Source organism: Marinobacter fuscus, from assembly GCF_003007675.1.
Classification (GTDB): domain Bacteria; phylum Pseudomonadota; class Gammaproteobacteria; order Pseudomonadales; family Oleiphilaceae; genus Marinobacter; species Marinobacter fuscus.
In genome coordinates, this window is record NZ_PXNP01000097.1 from 111,400 (window position 1) to 124,791 (window position 13,392).

The 13,392-nt window shown below is 66.4% G+C and carries 14 protein-coding genes; 13 read left to right on the forward strand and 1 reads right to left on the reverse strand.

Translation table 11 applies throughout. The features are described 5' to 3' along the window. Nucleotides 1-8 precede the first annotated feature (8 nt). From C7H09_RS13585 to C7H09_RS13645, 13 genes are all read left to right on the forward strand, one after another. Complete coding sequence (locus C7H09_RS13585) at nt 9-404, forward strand: TIGR03750 family conjugal transfer protein (RefSeq protein ID WP_106763514.1); 396 nt, start codon at nt 9-11, stop codon at nt 402-404. Beyond that, nucleotides 404-1,084, forward strand: a complete 681-nt coding sequence (locus C7H09_RS13590) for a PFL_4703 family integrating conjugative element protein (RefSeq protein WP_106763516.1) — start codon at nt 404-406, stop codon at nt 1,082-1,084. The genes C7H09_RS13585 and C7H09_RS13590 overlap by 1 nt, the downstream gene beginning before the upstream one ends. Continuing rightward, complete coding sequence (locus C7H09_RS13595) at nt 1,081-1,983, forward strand: TIGR03749 family integrating conjugative element protein (RefSeq protein WP_106763518.1); 903 nt, start codon at nt 1,081-1,083, stop codon at nt 1,981-1,983. Before C7H09_RS13590 ends, C7H09_RS13595 begins: the two co-directional genes overlap by 4 nt. Next, entirely contained in the window at nt 1,973-3,376 is a 1,404-nt protein-coding gene (locus tag C7H09_RS13600; protein WP_106763520.1) for a TIGR03752 family integrating conjugative element protein, read from the forward strand. The genes C7H09_RS13595 and C7H09_RS13600 overlap by 11 nt, the downstream gene beginning before the upstream one ends. Continuing rightward, entirely contained in the window at nt 3,357-3,791 is a 435-nt protein-coding gene (locus C7H09_RS13605) for a TIGR03751 family conjugal transfer lipoprotein (RefSeq protein WP_106763523.1), read from the forward strand. Before C7H09_RS13600 ends, C7H09_RS13605 begins: the two co-directional genes overlap by 20 nt. Further along, a complete protein-coding gene (locus tag C7H09_RS13610) occupies nt 3,791-6,667 on the forward strand; it encodes a conjugative transfer ATPase (protein WP_106763525.1) in 2,877 nt (958 codons plus the stop codon). Before C7H09_RS13605 ends, C7H09_RS13610 begins: the two co-directional genes overlap by 1 nt. A gap of 15 nt (nt 6,668-6,682) precedes the next feature. Beyond that, nucleotides 6,683-7,441, forward strand: coding sequence for a DsbA family protein (locus C7H09_RS13615; RefSeq protein ID WP_106763528.1), 759 nt, complete (start codon nt 6,683-6,685; stop codon nt 7,439-7,441). Nucleotides 7,442-7,612: 171 nt separating this feature from the next. Then, nucleotides 7,613-8,119: a RadC family protein gene (gene radC, locus C7H09_RS13620; RefSeq protein ID WP_106763531.1), complete on the forward strand. Its 507-nt coding sequence runs from the start codon at nt 7,613-7,615 to the stop codon at nt 8,117-8,119. A 181-nt stretch (nt 8,120-8,300) separates the two neighbouring features. Next, nucleotides 8,301-8,723 (forward strand): TIGR03757 family integrating conjugative element protein, encoded by a 423-nt coding sequence (locus C7H09_RS13625; RefSeq protein ID WP_106763757.1) that lies wholly within the window; start codon nt 8,301-8,303, stop codon nt 8,721-8,723. Continuing rightward, nucleotides 8,720-9,652, forward strand: coding sequence for a TIGR03756 family integrating conjugative element protein (locus tag C7H09_RS13630; RefSeq protein WP_106763534.1), 933 nt, complete (start codon nt 8,720-8,722; stop codon nt 9,650-9,652). Before C7H09_RS13625 ends, C7H09_RS13630 begins: the two co-directional genes overlap by 4 nt. A 10-nt stretch (nt 9,653-9,662) precedes the next feature. Beyond that, entirely contained in the window at nt 9,663-11,060 is a 1,398-nt protein-coding gene (locus tag C7H09_RS13635) for an integrating conjugative element protein (protein WP_106763536.1), read from the forward strand. Further along, nucleotides 11,057-11,404 carry a hypothetical protein gene (locus tag C7H09_RS13640; RefSeq protein ID WP_106763539.1) on the forward strand — a complete coding sequence of 116 codons (348 nt, stop codon included), beginning with the start codon at nt 11,057-11,059 and terminating at the stop codon, nt 11,402-11,404. Before C7H09_RS13635 ends, C7H09_RS13640 begins: the two co-directional genes overlap by 4 nt. A gap of 14 nt (nt 11,405-11,418) precedes the next feature. Next, nucleotides 11,419-12,939, forward strand: coding sequence for a conjugal transfer protein TraG N-terminal domain-containing protein (locus tag C7H09_RS13645; RefSeq protein ID WP_106763541.1), 1,521 nt, complete (start codon nt 11,419-11,421; stop codon nt 12,937-12,939). Between the two features lie 9 nt (nt 12,940-12,948). On the opposite strand, the gene C7H09_RS13650 is transcribed toward C7H09_RS13645, so the two are convergent. Continuing rightward, entirely contained in the window at nt 12,949-13,314 is a 366-nt protein-coding gene (locus C7H09_RS13650) for a DUF3742 family protein (RefSeq protein ID WP_106763544.1), read from the reverse strand. Nucleotides 13,315-13,392 lie beyond the last annotated feature (78 nt).

The following is a 13,392-nucleotide window of genomic DNA, read 5'->3' on the forward strand; positions in this document are numbered from 1 at the left end:
CCGCGCCCATGTCCGAGCATCAGCACATCCGTGCGGACGGCACCGTGATGTTCCTTCCGCACCGGCTCAACCGGCATCCCGTGGTGGTGCGCGGCCTGACGGCGGACGAGCTGTGGATCTGCTGCGGCCTGTCCGGCGCAGCCGGATTGCTGGTCGGCGCGCCCCTGTCCTGGCTGTTCTCGACCATCGCGATCGCGCCCACCTTCATCGTGCTGGGTATCGCCTTCGGCGTGTTCATCGGCGGAGGCATCCTGCGCCGTCAGAAACGCGGCAGACCCGACACCTGGTTGTACCGCCAACTGCAATGGCGCATCGCGACCCGCTATCCCTTGGTAGCCGGCTGGATCGGCGGGCATGTGCTGATCACGCGTTCGGGGCGCTGGTCGAACCGGAGGGCTGCGTGATGAGCCGCTTCCGGAACGAAGTCGCGCACCTGCAGGCGCATATCAAGACCTTGCGGCTGGGGGCCGGCGCGTTGCTGCTGATCGCGCTGGTGATGGGTGGCGGATGGTGGAGCGCGCCACGCGACCTGACCATTCACGTGCCGCCCGATCTGCGCTCGGGCAGCACCCGCCCGTGGTGGGACGTGCCGCCGGAAAGCGTCTATGCGTTCACCTTCTATGTGTGGCAGCAGCTGCACCGCTGGCCCAGCAATGGTGAAGAGGACTATGCGCGCAACCTGCATGCGCTCTCGCCGTACTTCACGCCTGCCTGCCGCGCCTTCCTGCAGGCCGACTACGACTACCGCCGCAGCACCGGCGAACTGCGCCAGCGGGTGCGCGGCGTGTACGAGATTCCCGGGCGCGGCTACGGCGACAACCCGTCCGCGCGCGTGCGCACGGTTTCCGAGCGCAACTGGGTGGTGACGCTCGATCTCAGTGCGGACGAATACCACGGGCCGGAACAGGTCAAGCGCGCACTGGTGCGCTACCCGATCAAGGTGGCGCGCTCGGACGTCGATCCGGCACGCAACCCGTTCGGCCTCGTCCTGGACTGCTACGACGGTGCGCCGCAGCGCATCGCTGCGTCCACGCCCGAATCCCCGGCCCGCGGTGATCTGGGCCTGCAAGGAGACTCCCCATGAAGAGCCGCCTTCTCGTCTGGCTGGGCATGCTGGCCTGCGTACTGGTGCCCATGGCCCATGCCGTGGAGATCATGCACTGGGAGCGTCTGCCGCTGGCCGTGCCGCTGCAGGTCGGTGAGGAGCGCATCGTGTTCGTGGATCGCAACGTGCGCGTCGGCGTGCCGGCCAGCGTGGGCGACCGGCTGCGTGTGCAGAGTGCCGGCGGTGCGATCTACCTGCGCGCCAGCGAACCGATCGAACCCACGCGGCTGCAACTGCAGGATGCCGACAGCGGCGCGCTGATTCTGCTGGACATCGCCGCAGAGCCCGCCCAGGACGGCGAGCCGCCGCTGGAGCCGGTGCGCATCGTGGAGGGCAACGCCACGCCGCAGCGTTACGGCCAGGCGCAAGCGCCCGGAGCGGCTGCACCCGCTCCGGATCAGGCCCGCTCGCCGCGGCGCGAAACCCCGGTGGCGGTGGTGCTGACCCGCTACGCAGCCCAGAACCTGTACGCGCCGCTGCGCACCGTGGAACCGGTGCCGGGCATCATGCGCGTCAACCTGCGCCGCGACCTGTCGCTGGACATCTTGCTGCCGACCCTGCCGGTGCATGCCGAGGCGCTGGCGGCATGGCGGCTGGAAGATCAGTGGGTCACCGCCGTGCGGCTGACCCATACCGGCAGCGGCTGGATCGACCTCGATCCGCGCGCGCTGCAAGGGGACTTTCTCACCGCCACCTTCCAGCATCCGACGCTCGGTCCGCGCGGCACGCCGGAGGACACCACGGTGCTGTATCTGGTCACGCGCGGTCGCGGCCTGCCGCAGTCGCTGCTGCCGGCGGTCCACCGCTTCGATCCGACGGCGCTGCTGCCGCAGGCCGTCCCCGGTCACGACGACAAGGAGGCCGGCGATGCGCAGTAATGGCTTGCTCAAGTGGCTGGTATTGCCGGTCGCCTTGCTGGTGCTGTTCTTCGGCATCCGGCTGTTCTCCGGTGGCGGCGACCAGCCTCGCCCCATGGCCGATGCCGATCCACAGCTCACCGCCGAGGAAATGCAGGCGCTCGGCATCGAGGGCGACACGCCCCGCGACACCGTCGCCACCCTGGTGGCCCAAGTGCGGCAGTTGCGCACCGAACTGCAGACGGCGACGGCGGACAACCGCACCCAGCGCGAAGAGAACCAGCGCCTGCGCCAGCGCGAAAGCGCGATCGACCAGCGTATCGACACGGCCCTGGAAGCCGAACGCACCGCCTTGCGCCGCGACCAGGAGCGGCTGGTCGGCGAGCGCCGGCAGACCGAAGGCCTGTTGCAGGATCTGCAGCGCCGGCTGGAGAACATCGGCAGCACAGACCACTCCGACCTGCCCGTCGGGCTGGGTCTGCGCGAGGGCGACGGCGATGGCTTTGCCGGTGAGGGCGGCATCCGTTGGGTGGAGCCGGACGACGCGAGGCAGACCGATGGGCGCGCAGGCACGAGCCTGAGCTTCCCCACCAGCTTCGGGCCGGCGCAAAAGACGCTGGAGGCCACCGTCGAACAGGTGGCCGATGCCGGCGCCAGGGCAGCCGGCGTCCAGACGGCCCGGGCGGTCTACACCGTGCCGACGAACTCCACCCTGATGGGCTCGGTCGCGATGACCGCGCTGATTGGCCGCGTGCCGGTCGATGGCACCGTGAACGATCCGTTCCCGTTCAAAGTCCTCGTCGGGGAGGACAACCTGACCGCGAATGGCATTGATATCCCCGACGTCGCCGGCGCAGTGTTCAGCGGCACGGCCAGTGGCGACTGGACCCTGTCGTGCGTCAGGGGGCAGGTCCGTTCGATCACGTTCGTCTTTCATGATGGCACCGTGCGCACGATCCCCGAGGACAGCGAGCGCAGCAGCCAGCAGAACAACCAGCAGGATGGCCTGGGCTGGATCAGCGACCCGTATGGGATTCCCTGCGTCAGTGGCGCACGGCGCAGCAACGCACAGCAATACCTGGGCACCCAGGCATTGATCACCGCTGCCGGCGCGGGCGTCGCTTCACTGATCGATTCCGACAGCGGCCAGATGTCGTATGTCGGCGCCGATGGGTCGATCGGCACGGTTGGCATCAGCACCAACGAAGCGGTCGGACGCATCCTCGCCGGCGGCGTGCAGGACATGTCGCAGTGGGTGAACCGTCTTTACGGGCAGGCCTTCGCCGCAGTGTATGTCCAGCCCGGCGCCCAGGTTGCCATCCATCTCGAAAAGCCCCTTCACATCGACTACGAGCCCGAAGGCCGCCGCGTCGACCATCGAGCAGGAGAAGCGCATGCACTCGATCTGGATTAGGCCGCTGCTGCTGGTGGCGGTCGCGACGGTGCTGGCCGGCTGCGCCACCAGCAAGGAGGAGCTGATGCCGCACGGTGGCCGCACCATGCAGGACATCTGGCACCAGCAGGCCGGCGACGGCGGCAGCGGCCAGGTCGCCCGCCGTCAGTTGCTGGATGCGCGCCAGAGCCTGCGCCGGCCGCTGACGGATGCGGATGTGCAGGCCGCGCCCGCTGAGCAGATGCGCTACACGCGCACGGCGGCCAACGAGATCCACCACCAGTTTCCACGGCTTCCCAACCCGGATCTGGTCATGTATGTCTTCCCGCACCTTGCCGGCACCGATCCCGTGCCGGTGCCCGGTTACAGCACGGTGTTCCCCCTGTACCAGAGGGTGCAGTACGCCATGCCCGGCGAACGCACGGAGGCGTACTGATGGCCTTGTCGTTGCCCTGGCGCCGGCGTGCCGCCGACGATGCCACACCGACCGACGATCGGCAGGACGACTGGACGCGCCATGTGCGCGCACTGCGCGAAGCCGGCATTTCCGAACCCGGCGCGGCGGTCGCGCACGAGCGTCCGGCCACGGCCGCCGACGAGCAGGCGCTGTATGACGTGGCGCCGTCATTCGTCGCGCTGCTGCCGTGGGTCGAGTATCTGCCGGACTCGCAGTGCATGCTGCTTGAGGACGGCGTCTCGGTTGCCGCCTTCTTCGAGCTGACGCCGCTGGGCACCGAAGGCCGCGAGGCCGCCTGGCTGGCGCAAGCACGCGACGCATTGGAAAACGCTCTGCAGGACAGCTTCGACGAGCTCGATGCCAACCCGTGGGTGCTCCAGCTCTATGCCCAGGACGAAGCCAACTTCGACCAGTACCTGGACACGCTGCGTGGCTACGTCCAGCCGCGCGCCGAGGGCAGCCGTTTCACCGAGTTCTACCTGGCCTCGTTCGCCCACCACCTGCGCGCCGTCTCCAAATCCGGCGGCCTATTCAAGGACAGCGTGGTCACCCGCCTGCCGTGGCGCGGCCAGAACCGGCGCGTGCGCATGGTGGTCTATCGCCGCGCCGCAGGCCAGACCGGCCGCCGCGGCCAGACGCCCGAGCAGGCGCTGAATGTTGTGTGCGACCGCCTGATCGGCGGCCTGGCCAATGCCGGCATCCAGACGCGCAGGATGGGAGCGCCGCAGATCCACGACTGGCTGCTGCGCTGGTTCAACCCCAGGCCCACCATGCTCGGGCCGACGGCACAGGATCGCGAACGCTTCTACCGGCTGGCAGCCTATCCGGAGGCGTCGGAGCCCGACGAGATCGAGTTGGCCAGTGGCAGGGACTTTTCGCAGCGGCTGTTCTTCGGCCAGCCACGCTCGGATGCCGAGTCTGGGCTGTGGTACTTCGACGGCGTACCACACCGGGTCATGGTCACCGACCGCCTGCGCACGCCACCTTCCACAGGCCATCTCACCGGCGAAACGCGCAAGGGCGACGCGATCAACACGCTGTTCGATCAGTTGCCCGAGGGCACCGTGATGTGCCTGACGCTGGTCGCCACACCGCAGGACGTGCTTGAAGCGCACCTCAATCACCTGGCGAAGAAGGCTGTGGGCGAGACCCTGGCTTCGGAACAGGCGCTGCAGGACGTGCAGGAAGCACGTTCGCTGATCGGCAGCGCCCACAAGCTCTATCGCGGCTCGCTCGCGTTCTATCTGTCCGGCGACAACGAGGACGAGCTGGACCGGCGTGGCCTACAGCTTGCGAACGTGATGCTCAACGCCGGGCTGCAACCGGTTCGCGAAGAGGACGAAGTCGCCCCGCTCAACACCTATCTGCGCTGGCTGCCTTGCGTCTACAACCCCGGTGCCGACCGCAAGCAGTGGTACACGCAACTGATGTTCGCGCAGCACGCGGCGAACCTGTCGCCAGCCTGGGGGCGCAGTCGGGGTACGGGCCGGCCCGGCATCACGCTGTTCAACCGCGGGGGCGGCGTCATCACGTTCGACCCGTTCAACAGGCTGGACAGGCAGATGAATGCCCATCTGTTTCTGTTTGGCCCCACCGGCAGCGGCAAGTCGGCCACGTTGAACAACATTCTCAACCAGGTCGCCGCGATCTATCGCCCGAGGATGTTCATCGTCGAGGCCGGGAACTCGTTTGGTCTGCTGGCAGATTTCGCCGCACGGCTGGGCCTGACGGTGAATCGGGTCAAGCTCGCACCCGGCTCGGGGGTGAGCCTTGCCCCGTTCGCCGATGCGCGTCGGCTGATCGAAACGCCCAGCGACGTACAGACCTTGGACGCCGATGCGCTGGACGAAGAACAGCCAGACGATCCCGCCAATACCGATACAGACGAACAGCGCGACGTGCTGGGCGAGCTGGAGATTACCGCGCGCCTGATGATCACCGGAGGCGAGGATAAAGAAGAGGCGCGGATGACCCGCGCCGACCGCAGTTTGATCCGGCAGTGCATTCTCGATGCCGCCCGCCAGTGCGTCGCGGCAGATCGCGATGTGCTCACGCGCGATGTGCGCGATGCGTTGCGCGAGCGCGGCCACGATACGACGCTGCCCGATACCCGGCGCACGCGCTTGCTGGAGATGGCCGACGCCATGGACATCTTCACGCAGGGCTCGGACGGCGAGATGTTCGACCGCCCCGGCACGCCCTGGCCGGAAGTGGACATCACGGTCGTCGACCTCGCCACCTATGCCAGGGAGGGCTACAACGCCCAGCTCTCGATCGCCTATATCTCGCTGATCAACACCGTCAACAACATTGCCGAACGCGACCAGTTTCTTGGCAGGCCAATCCTCAACGTGACCGATGAAGGCCACATCATCACGCGCAATCCCTTGCTGTCGCCGTATGTGGTGAAGGTGACGAAGATGTGGAGAAAATTGGGCGCTTGGTACTGGTTGGCGACACAGAACATCGACGATCTGCCCAAGGCCGCAGAGCCGATGCTCAACATGATCGAGTGGTGGCTGTGTTTGTCGATGCCCCCGGACGAGGTGGAAAAAATCGCCCGGTTCCGCGAACTCTCGCCCGCGCAGAAGGCGCTGATGCTGTCGGCCAGGAAGGAGGCCGGCAAGTTCACCGAGGGGGTGATTTTGTCGAAGTCGATGGAGGTGCTGTTCAGGGCCGTACCACCGAGCCTGTACCTGGCGTTGGCCCAGACCGAGCCTGAAGAGAAAGCCGAGCGATACCGCCTCATGCAGCAGTTTGGCGTCAACGAGCTGGAGGCCGCGCTCAAGGTGTCCGAGGACATCGACCGCGCACGCGGCATCGAGCCATTGCCTTATGCCGATCTGCTTTCCTGACGGCCGGAGCCCGCCATGCCTGTCCATCGCTCAACGACCCCACCACTGTCCGTCCGCCGTCGCCGCTGTCTGCGCCTGTTGGCCTGCGCCGTCGGCATGTTGGCGCTGCTGCTGTTCGCGCTGCTCACCGTGGTGCAGCGCGAGGTGTCAGACGCCACACCGGCCCCGACCACCGAGCAGCACCCGGCCGGCCCGCCGTGGCGCCACGGCCAGCCCGATGCCCGTTTCGTGCTGACCTTCTACGCCGACCTGGAATGTCCGTTCTGCAAGGACTACTACCCGGGCCTGAAGAGCTGGATCGGCCAGCAGGCCGACGTCAGCCTGCAATGGCATCACCTGCCTCTGGCGGCGCACGAGCCGGTCGCCTCAGCGCTGGCCAGCATGGCCGAGTGCGCGGGCGAAACCGGCGGGCATGGTGCGTTCTTCGATGCCATCGGCTGGCTGTACCAGCACACACGCAGCGGCGGCCAGGGGCTCCCCGAGGGGCGTCGCTTTCCGGGGCTGACGCCGGCGTTGCGAGACTGCCTGGACAGCGAGCGCCCGCAGGCCGTCGTGCGCACCCAGGCCGAACAGGGCACGCACGCCGGCATCACCGCCACCCCCAGCCTGCGCCTGGAGGATCGCCAGAGCGGCCGGTCGTTGCTGCTGCAGGGGCCGGTCGAGGGCGATGCGCTACTGTCCGCGATGGATCTGCTGATGGGTGATGCACCGGATACCGCTCCGGCGCACGCCGCAGGTTTGTCCGCCATCGAAGATGGCGACATGCCCAGGTAGCCGAGGTCTTCGAGGCTACGGCGCAGCACTGCTGCGCTGACCGTCGTTCGCAACGCATCCCGAAGCGAACGGCCAGCGTCCGCGCTGGTGGATGTGTGGTTTTTTCATTTCGTCACGCCCATGGAGGTTCCGCCTCCGTGGGGGGCCTCCGTTCATCTACTGGAGGTTCCCATGACCGACGTACTGACCCTCGAAGACTCCCATACCGAGTTGGAACACGATCCCGTTGTCGTCGATACGCACGAAGACCGGATCGTTCAACAGGCCATCGCGCTGCTGGAGCGACGCATGTTCAAGGCGGGTACCGCCTTGCGGAATCCGAGCGAGGTGTGCGACTACCTGCGTTTGATGCTCGTCGGCGAGCCCAACGAAATCTTCGCCGTCCTGCTTCTCGACACGCGCCACAAGGTGCTGGCGTACGAGCCGCTGTTCCGCGGCACGATCGATGGCGCATCAGTCTATCCCCGGGTGGTCGTCCAGCGTGCGCTGGCAGCCAATGCCGCCGCCGTCATCTTCGCGCACCAGCATCCCTCGGGGAACTCGGAGCCCAGTGCAGCCGATCGCGCGATCACCCGCCGACTCAAGGACGCTCTGGATCTGATCGACATCCGGGTGCTGGATCACTTCATCATCGGCGAGGGCCGACCGTACTCTTTTGCCGAGAATGGCTTGCTGTAGCGGCGTAGAATCGCGTCCGCCAAGCCGCATCCCACGCATGGGCCTGTCCCCAGGTCCATGCGCTTTTTCGTTTCCCTCGCATCACCGGAAAACAGGGATTGCCACAGTGCGCATTGTTCGTGGTGCGCATCTGCCTCATGGGTTCGACTACCGGGGTCGATTCACCCCGAGACACGAAGCCATGCACGCCTTTCTTGCACACCTTGGCCAGACGCTGGCCCTCCCCGCGCTACTGCTTGCCGGCAACGTCATGGCTGCGGAGATCTGGATCGTGACGGACGCCCGCAACCCGGTGGCAGGTGCCCAGGCGGCGGATCGCGTCATCCAACTCGACGCGGCGCAGGCCATCGAGGCGGATCTGTCGGCCGGGTTGCCGAACGACCCGCAGCGGGCCGCGGCGTTCGTGCAGCGACGTTTGAACGATGGCGGACAGGCGCTGCAACAGCGCATCCGTGATGCCTACCAGGGCGTGACCGATGCCTGGAGCCTCGGCATCACCAGCATTCCGGCGGTGATCGTCGATCAGCGCTACGTCGTCTACGGGGTGAGCGACCTCGGCCAGGCGCTGGCCCGCATCGAGCGTTACCGGGAGGAGCAGCCATGATTCCCCGTCGCCTGCGGCTTGGAGCCGCCGCCGTGCTGCTGTGCAGCGCCACGTCGAGCTTCGCCCTCAACACCGCCACCATCATCTCCTCAACCCTGTCGCCGGACTGCCTCGAATATCGCGTCACCGGGATCTGCTACTGGCTGTACTGCTCTCTGTCGGGCTGCTCGGTGCGCACCTCCATCAAGGTCAGGCACTACGTTCCCGACGCCGTGGTATCGAGCTACTCGAATACTGGGCAGAACCCGTGGATCGAAGTGCGGCCGATGAGCCCGCCCACCCCCTCGGCTCAGGCCGGCGGTGACGGCACCACCAACGAGGATCACGAGAACAACCTGGCGAAATTCAAGAACGCCGACGTCATTGGCCATCCGGGCGGTCAGGTGTTCAGCCAGTTCGCCTCGGCGTCCGGCTACATCTGCCAGGGTGCTGGCACTGCGTTCATGCCGTACCTGCTCAGCACCTTCGACACGCTGGCCTGGCGCTACAACATGCCCGAAGCCGTGTATCCCGAGTCGCTGATTCCCGGCATGCGCGAGATCGGCACCCGCACCCGGCTGAACCTGTGGGGCAACGTCTATCCCAGGGGCGGCTTCCTGCATCAGGCCGACGACTACAAGGCTGGCGCGGTCGTCGCCCAGCGCGCCGGCGACGTCGTAACCCGGCGCGGCCAACTGCATGTGTACCAGCCGCTGATGGCCAACGCGCGAGACGGCTACTGGCCGGCCGGCGCGTTGATCGAAAGCGATGCCAGCACCGGCAAGTGGCAGCGGCTGACGCCGCGCCTTTCCAACACCTGCACCGTGTTTCCCCATGCCGGGCACTTGCCACAGGCGCAACAGGGTGACTACGCGTGGGCGCTGTGGCGCCCGTACAGCTGCTGCCAGCGTCGCGGACAGGTGTTCCTCGGCAGCGTGGATTTCAATTGAGGGTTCCGCCATGAAGCATTCCGAGCTGACGACGCCGCACGACCGCCCCTCACGTCTCTGGCGGCCTGGCGCGCTGGCCTGCGCACTGGCCGTTGCCAGCGGGCTGGCGCTCGCCCAGAGCGGCGGCTTCCAGACCAGCGGCAGCGTGATCGGCGACGAGGTCATGTACTCGATCGGCGGTGGCAACGCCGTCTCGATGAGCGGTGCGGCCGGCATGCGCTCCCTCGGTGTCGGGGTTGGGTGGAACAGCAATCTGGTGTGCGGCGACATGAGCATCAGCACCACGATCCAGAACCAGCTCAACGGCCTGACGAATGGGTTTCAGAACATCATGAGCAACGTGATCCAGAGCGCGACCAGCGCCGTGGCGTCGCTCCCCGCGCTGATCATCCAGAGAGCGGACCCCGGCCTCTACAACCTGCTGACCAATGGTGTGCTCCAGGCAAGGCTGGATTTCGATCGCTCCAAGTTGACCTGCCGGTCGATGGCCGAACGCATGGCGGACATGGCCGGTGGCCAGTTGGGCTGGAGCCAGATGGCCGAAGGCATGGCGCTGCGTGATGCCGTGTCGAGCACGGATGCGGTGTCAGCCGTCGAGCAGGCCGAGACGCGCCGGGGCAATGACGGTGTGCCGTGGGTCGGCGGCAGTAACGCCGGCGGCGCCGGTCAGCCGTCGATCAAGGTGATGGGCGACGTGACGCGCGCGGGCTACAACCTTGTGAACGGGCGCAACGCGACCGATACGTCGGCCATCGATCCGGCGAGCTGCAACAGCCTGGCCTGCCAGACTTGGGCCTCACCGCAGCAAGCGGTCGAATGGGCCACGCGGGTGCTGGGCGAACAGGAGCAACGTACCTGCGACGCCTGCACAAAGACTGAGACGATTCCCGGCGTGGGCCTGCCCCCCCTCATTCAGGAGGAGTACGACGCCAAGCTGCAAACGCTGCAGGAGTTGATCAGCGGTGCGCGCAACACCACCTTCGAGAACCTTGCCGAGGCAGGCAGCGTGTCGTTGCCGATTACCCGCGGCGTCATCGAGGCGCTGCGCGATGAGCCGGATCAGCACGTGCTGGCGCAACGCCTGGCTTCGGAAGTGGCCCTGGCGTCGGTGCTGGAGAAGGCTCTGCTGCTGCAGCGCACCTTGCTGACCGGGCGCAAGGAGCCGAACGTCGCCGCCAACCAGTTGGCGACCGCCGCCGTCGACCAGGAAAGCGACTCGCTGGATCGGGAGATCTCCAACCTCAAGACCGAACTCGAACTGCGCCGCACGCTTGCCAACAACTCGCCGATGGCGATCATCCAGCGCCATGGAACCAGGGCCGCGGGCTCCCGGGGTATCTACGAAGGTGACCCCGTGCCGGATCGCCTCGACCAGTTGCAGCGGGCCAATCCGGGGAGCACGCCATGAACCTGACCTGGGGGCCGCGCTGGCTGCTCATCCGCAGGGTGGCGAAGGTGCTGCTGTGGGCGATGCTGCTGCTCGCGGCAGCCGTGCTCATCAACATCGTGGGCATCCACTTCCTCGGCAGCGTAGTCGGCTGGGAGCGCTGGCTCGTCGAGACCTCCGGTTTCTTCCTGCTGTGGCGGCTGTGCCTGTACGGGGCGACGGTCTGCGGCTGGGTCTGGATGCGTCGGCGTCTGCTGGCGCGTGAATCCGGCATGGAAGCCAGGCGTCGCCTCCTGCGCGCCGAAGTCGCCGGCGTGGTGGGAATCGTCGCGCTCGAGGCCAGCCTGCTGATGCAGGCGACGTAGCGGGAGGATGGCACATGACGCTGTTCACCACGGACTACCTGGAGTACTACCTGACCCTGCTGAGCTGGGTCATCCACAACGGAATTTGGGCGGTGCTCGTTTCCAGCGGTGTGTTCGCCATACCCTTCGTGGCGATCATCATCCAGGAATGGCTGCGCGCGCGAGCCGAAGGTGCGGACGAAGGAAATAAAGGCGCGCTGTCCTCGCTGCGCATCGAGAACCGTGTCTGGGTGGCGATCGTCGTGGTGATGTTCGCGGGCATCCCCTTCATCGACGTTGACCTCAACACCATCAAGTACGACCAGGCGCGCTCGGCGCAATGCCAGGTGAGCGTGCCCGAACCTGGAGAGACCGGCTGGTCGCAGTCGTTCAGCACGCTCAACAACCAGAGCGCACGCGTGCCGGTGTGGTGGGCGTTCATGCACGCGCTGTCGCGCGCGATCACCGGGGCCTCGGTTGCTGCCATCCCATGTGGAACCGACCTGCGGCAGATCCGTATGGAGATCAATGCCACACGCATCGACGACCCGGTTTTGGCGCAGGAAGTCGCCGATTTCACCCACGACTGCTACGGCCCGGCGCGCGCCAAGTTGTTTATGAACCGTCCGAATCTCGATGAAGCACAGATGCACGACGTCACCTGGATCGGCTCGCGGTTCTACCTCGACAACGCCGGCTACTACGACACCTACCGCGCAAGGGCGCCGCGCGATGGATGGGCCTACGACAGCAACCGGGATGCCGGCCTGGCGCAGGTGCCGAGCGGTGCCGGCTATCCGACCTGCCGCCAGTGGTGGAACGACAGCGGCAACGGCCTGCGCGCACGTCTGCTGGATCAGGTCGATCCCAGCCTGCTCAACCGTCTGGCCGGCTGGGCCGGTTTCCTGAGCCGCACCGAAGTGGATGACTCGGTGATCCGCACCATTGCCTCACCGCGCCAGCAGAAACTCAACCAGGGCAGCGTCTACACGGATTACGGCGGGCAAATCGACAAAACGCTGCCCAACGTCATCAACCGCGCCGCCAGCGATGTCGGGATGGCGGTTGGCGGGCTTGCCTATTTCCCGGCGATGGACGTCGTGCGCCAGGCCCTGCCGATGGTGCTGGCGTTCCTGAAAATGGCGCTGGTGATCTGCATCCCGATCGTCTTGCTGATCGGCACCTACGACCTGAAGACCGTTATCACGCTCACCGTCGTCCAGTTTGCATTGTTCTTCACCGACTTTTGGCTGCAACTGGCTCGATGGATCGACAGCACGATCCTCGATGCACTCTACGGTTGGGGGTTCGGATGGAACCGCCCGCATACCAACTTCGATCCCCTGATCGGATTGAACAACACATTCGGCGACATGCTGCTCAATTTCGTCATGGGAGCCATGTTCCTGGTACTGCCTGGATTCTGGATCGCGTCGCTGGGATGGGTCGGCTTTCGCGCAGGTCAGGCCATTCAAGGTATGACCGAAGGCACGAAGGGAGGTGCGCAGGCTGGCGGTAAAGGCGCCGGAGCCATGTCAGGTGGGAAGCTCAAGTAGAGCCGAACCTCAATCGTCCTTGTAATCGACGTGGGTGTGGTCGTTGTAGAGGTTCGGGTCGTACCCCGGCGTGTTGCGAAGCTCGTCCATATCGGTGAAAGGCCAGGCGTCTTCGTCCGGGGAGTTTGCCGCCGAGGCCCAGGCAGCCGCGGTGACGAACACCAGCAGCAGCGCAAGCCAGAAGGCCGCATAGAGCAGCACCCCCAGCACGGCGAGCTTGACGATCCACACCAGCGCGGTCGCGGCGCCGCTCGGCACGCCGACGGAGGCCAGCCACGCGACCGCCCGCCGTTCGCGACGCACGTAGCCCCGCCAGCCACGGCCGAGCCAGCGGCCGAAGCGTTCTGCGGTACTGCTACGGGGTCTAGTGTTCATGATCGTCACCTGCTTGTCTGCGTTACATGGTTGCTCCAGTGTGCGCCGGTGGCCACCACGGTGCGGCCAGCAATGCGG

Bases quoted from the DNA above. Each gene is read 5' to 3' on its own strand.
- C7H09_RS13605 (WP_106763523.1), top strand. From the start codon at position 3,357: ATGCACTCGATCTGGATTAGGCCGCTGCTGCTGGTGGCGGTCGCGACG.
- C7H09_RS13590 (WP_106763516.1), top strand. From the start codon at position 404: ATGAGCCGCTTCCGGAACGAAGTCGCGCACCTGCAGGCGCATATCAAG.
- C7H09_RS13600 (WP_106763520.1), top strand. From the start codon at position 1,973: ATGCGCAGTAATGGCTTGCTCAAGTGGCTGGTATTGCCGGTCGCCTTG.
- C7H09_RS13650 (WP_106763544.1), bottom strand. From the start codon at position 13,314: ATGAACACTAGACCCCGTAGCAGTACCGCAGAACGCTTCGGCCGCTGG.
- C7H09_RS13645 (WP_106763541.1), top strand. From the start codon at position 11,419: ATGACGCTGTTCACCACGGACTACCTGGAGTACTACCTGACCCTGCTG.
- C7H09_RS13615 (WP_106763528.1), top strand. From the start codon at position 6,683: ATGCCTGTCCATCGCTCAACGACCCCACCACTGTCCGTCCGCCGTCGC.
- C7H09_RS13585 (WP_106763514.1), top strand. From the start codon at position 9: ATGTCCGAGCATCAGCACATCCGTGCGGACGGCACCGTGATGTTCCTT.
- C7H09_RS13635 (WP_106763536.1), top strand. From the start codon at position 9,663: ATGAAGCATTCCGAGCTGACGACGCCGCACGACCGCCCCTCACGTCTC.
- C7H09_RS13610 (WP_106763525.1), top strand. From the start codon at position 3,791: ATGGCCTTGTCGTTGCCCTGGCGCCGGCGTGCCGCCGACGATGCCACA.
- C7H09_RS13630 (WP_106763534.1), top strand. From the start codon at position 8,720: ATGATTCCCCGTCGCCTGCGGCTTGGAGCCGCCGCCGTGCTGCTGTGC.
- C7H09_RS13595 (WP_106763518.1), top strand. From the start codon at position 1,081: ATGAAGAGCCGCCTTCTCGTCTGGCTGGGCATGCTGGCCTGCGTACTG.
- radC (WP_106763531.1), top strand. From the start codon at position 7,613: ATGACCGACGTACTGACCCTCGAAGACTCCCATACCGAGTTGGAACAC.
- C7H09_RS13640 (WP_106763539.1), top strand. From the start codon at position 11,057: ATGAACCTGACCTGGGGGCCGCGCTGGCTGCTCATCCGCAGGGTGGCG.
- C7H09_RS13625 (WP_106763757.1), top strand. From the start codon at position 8,301: ATGCACGCCTTTCTTGCACACCTTGGCCAGACGCTGGCCCTCCCCGCG.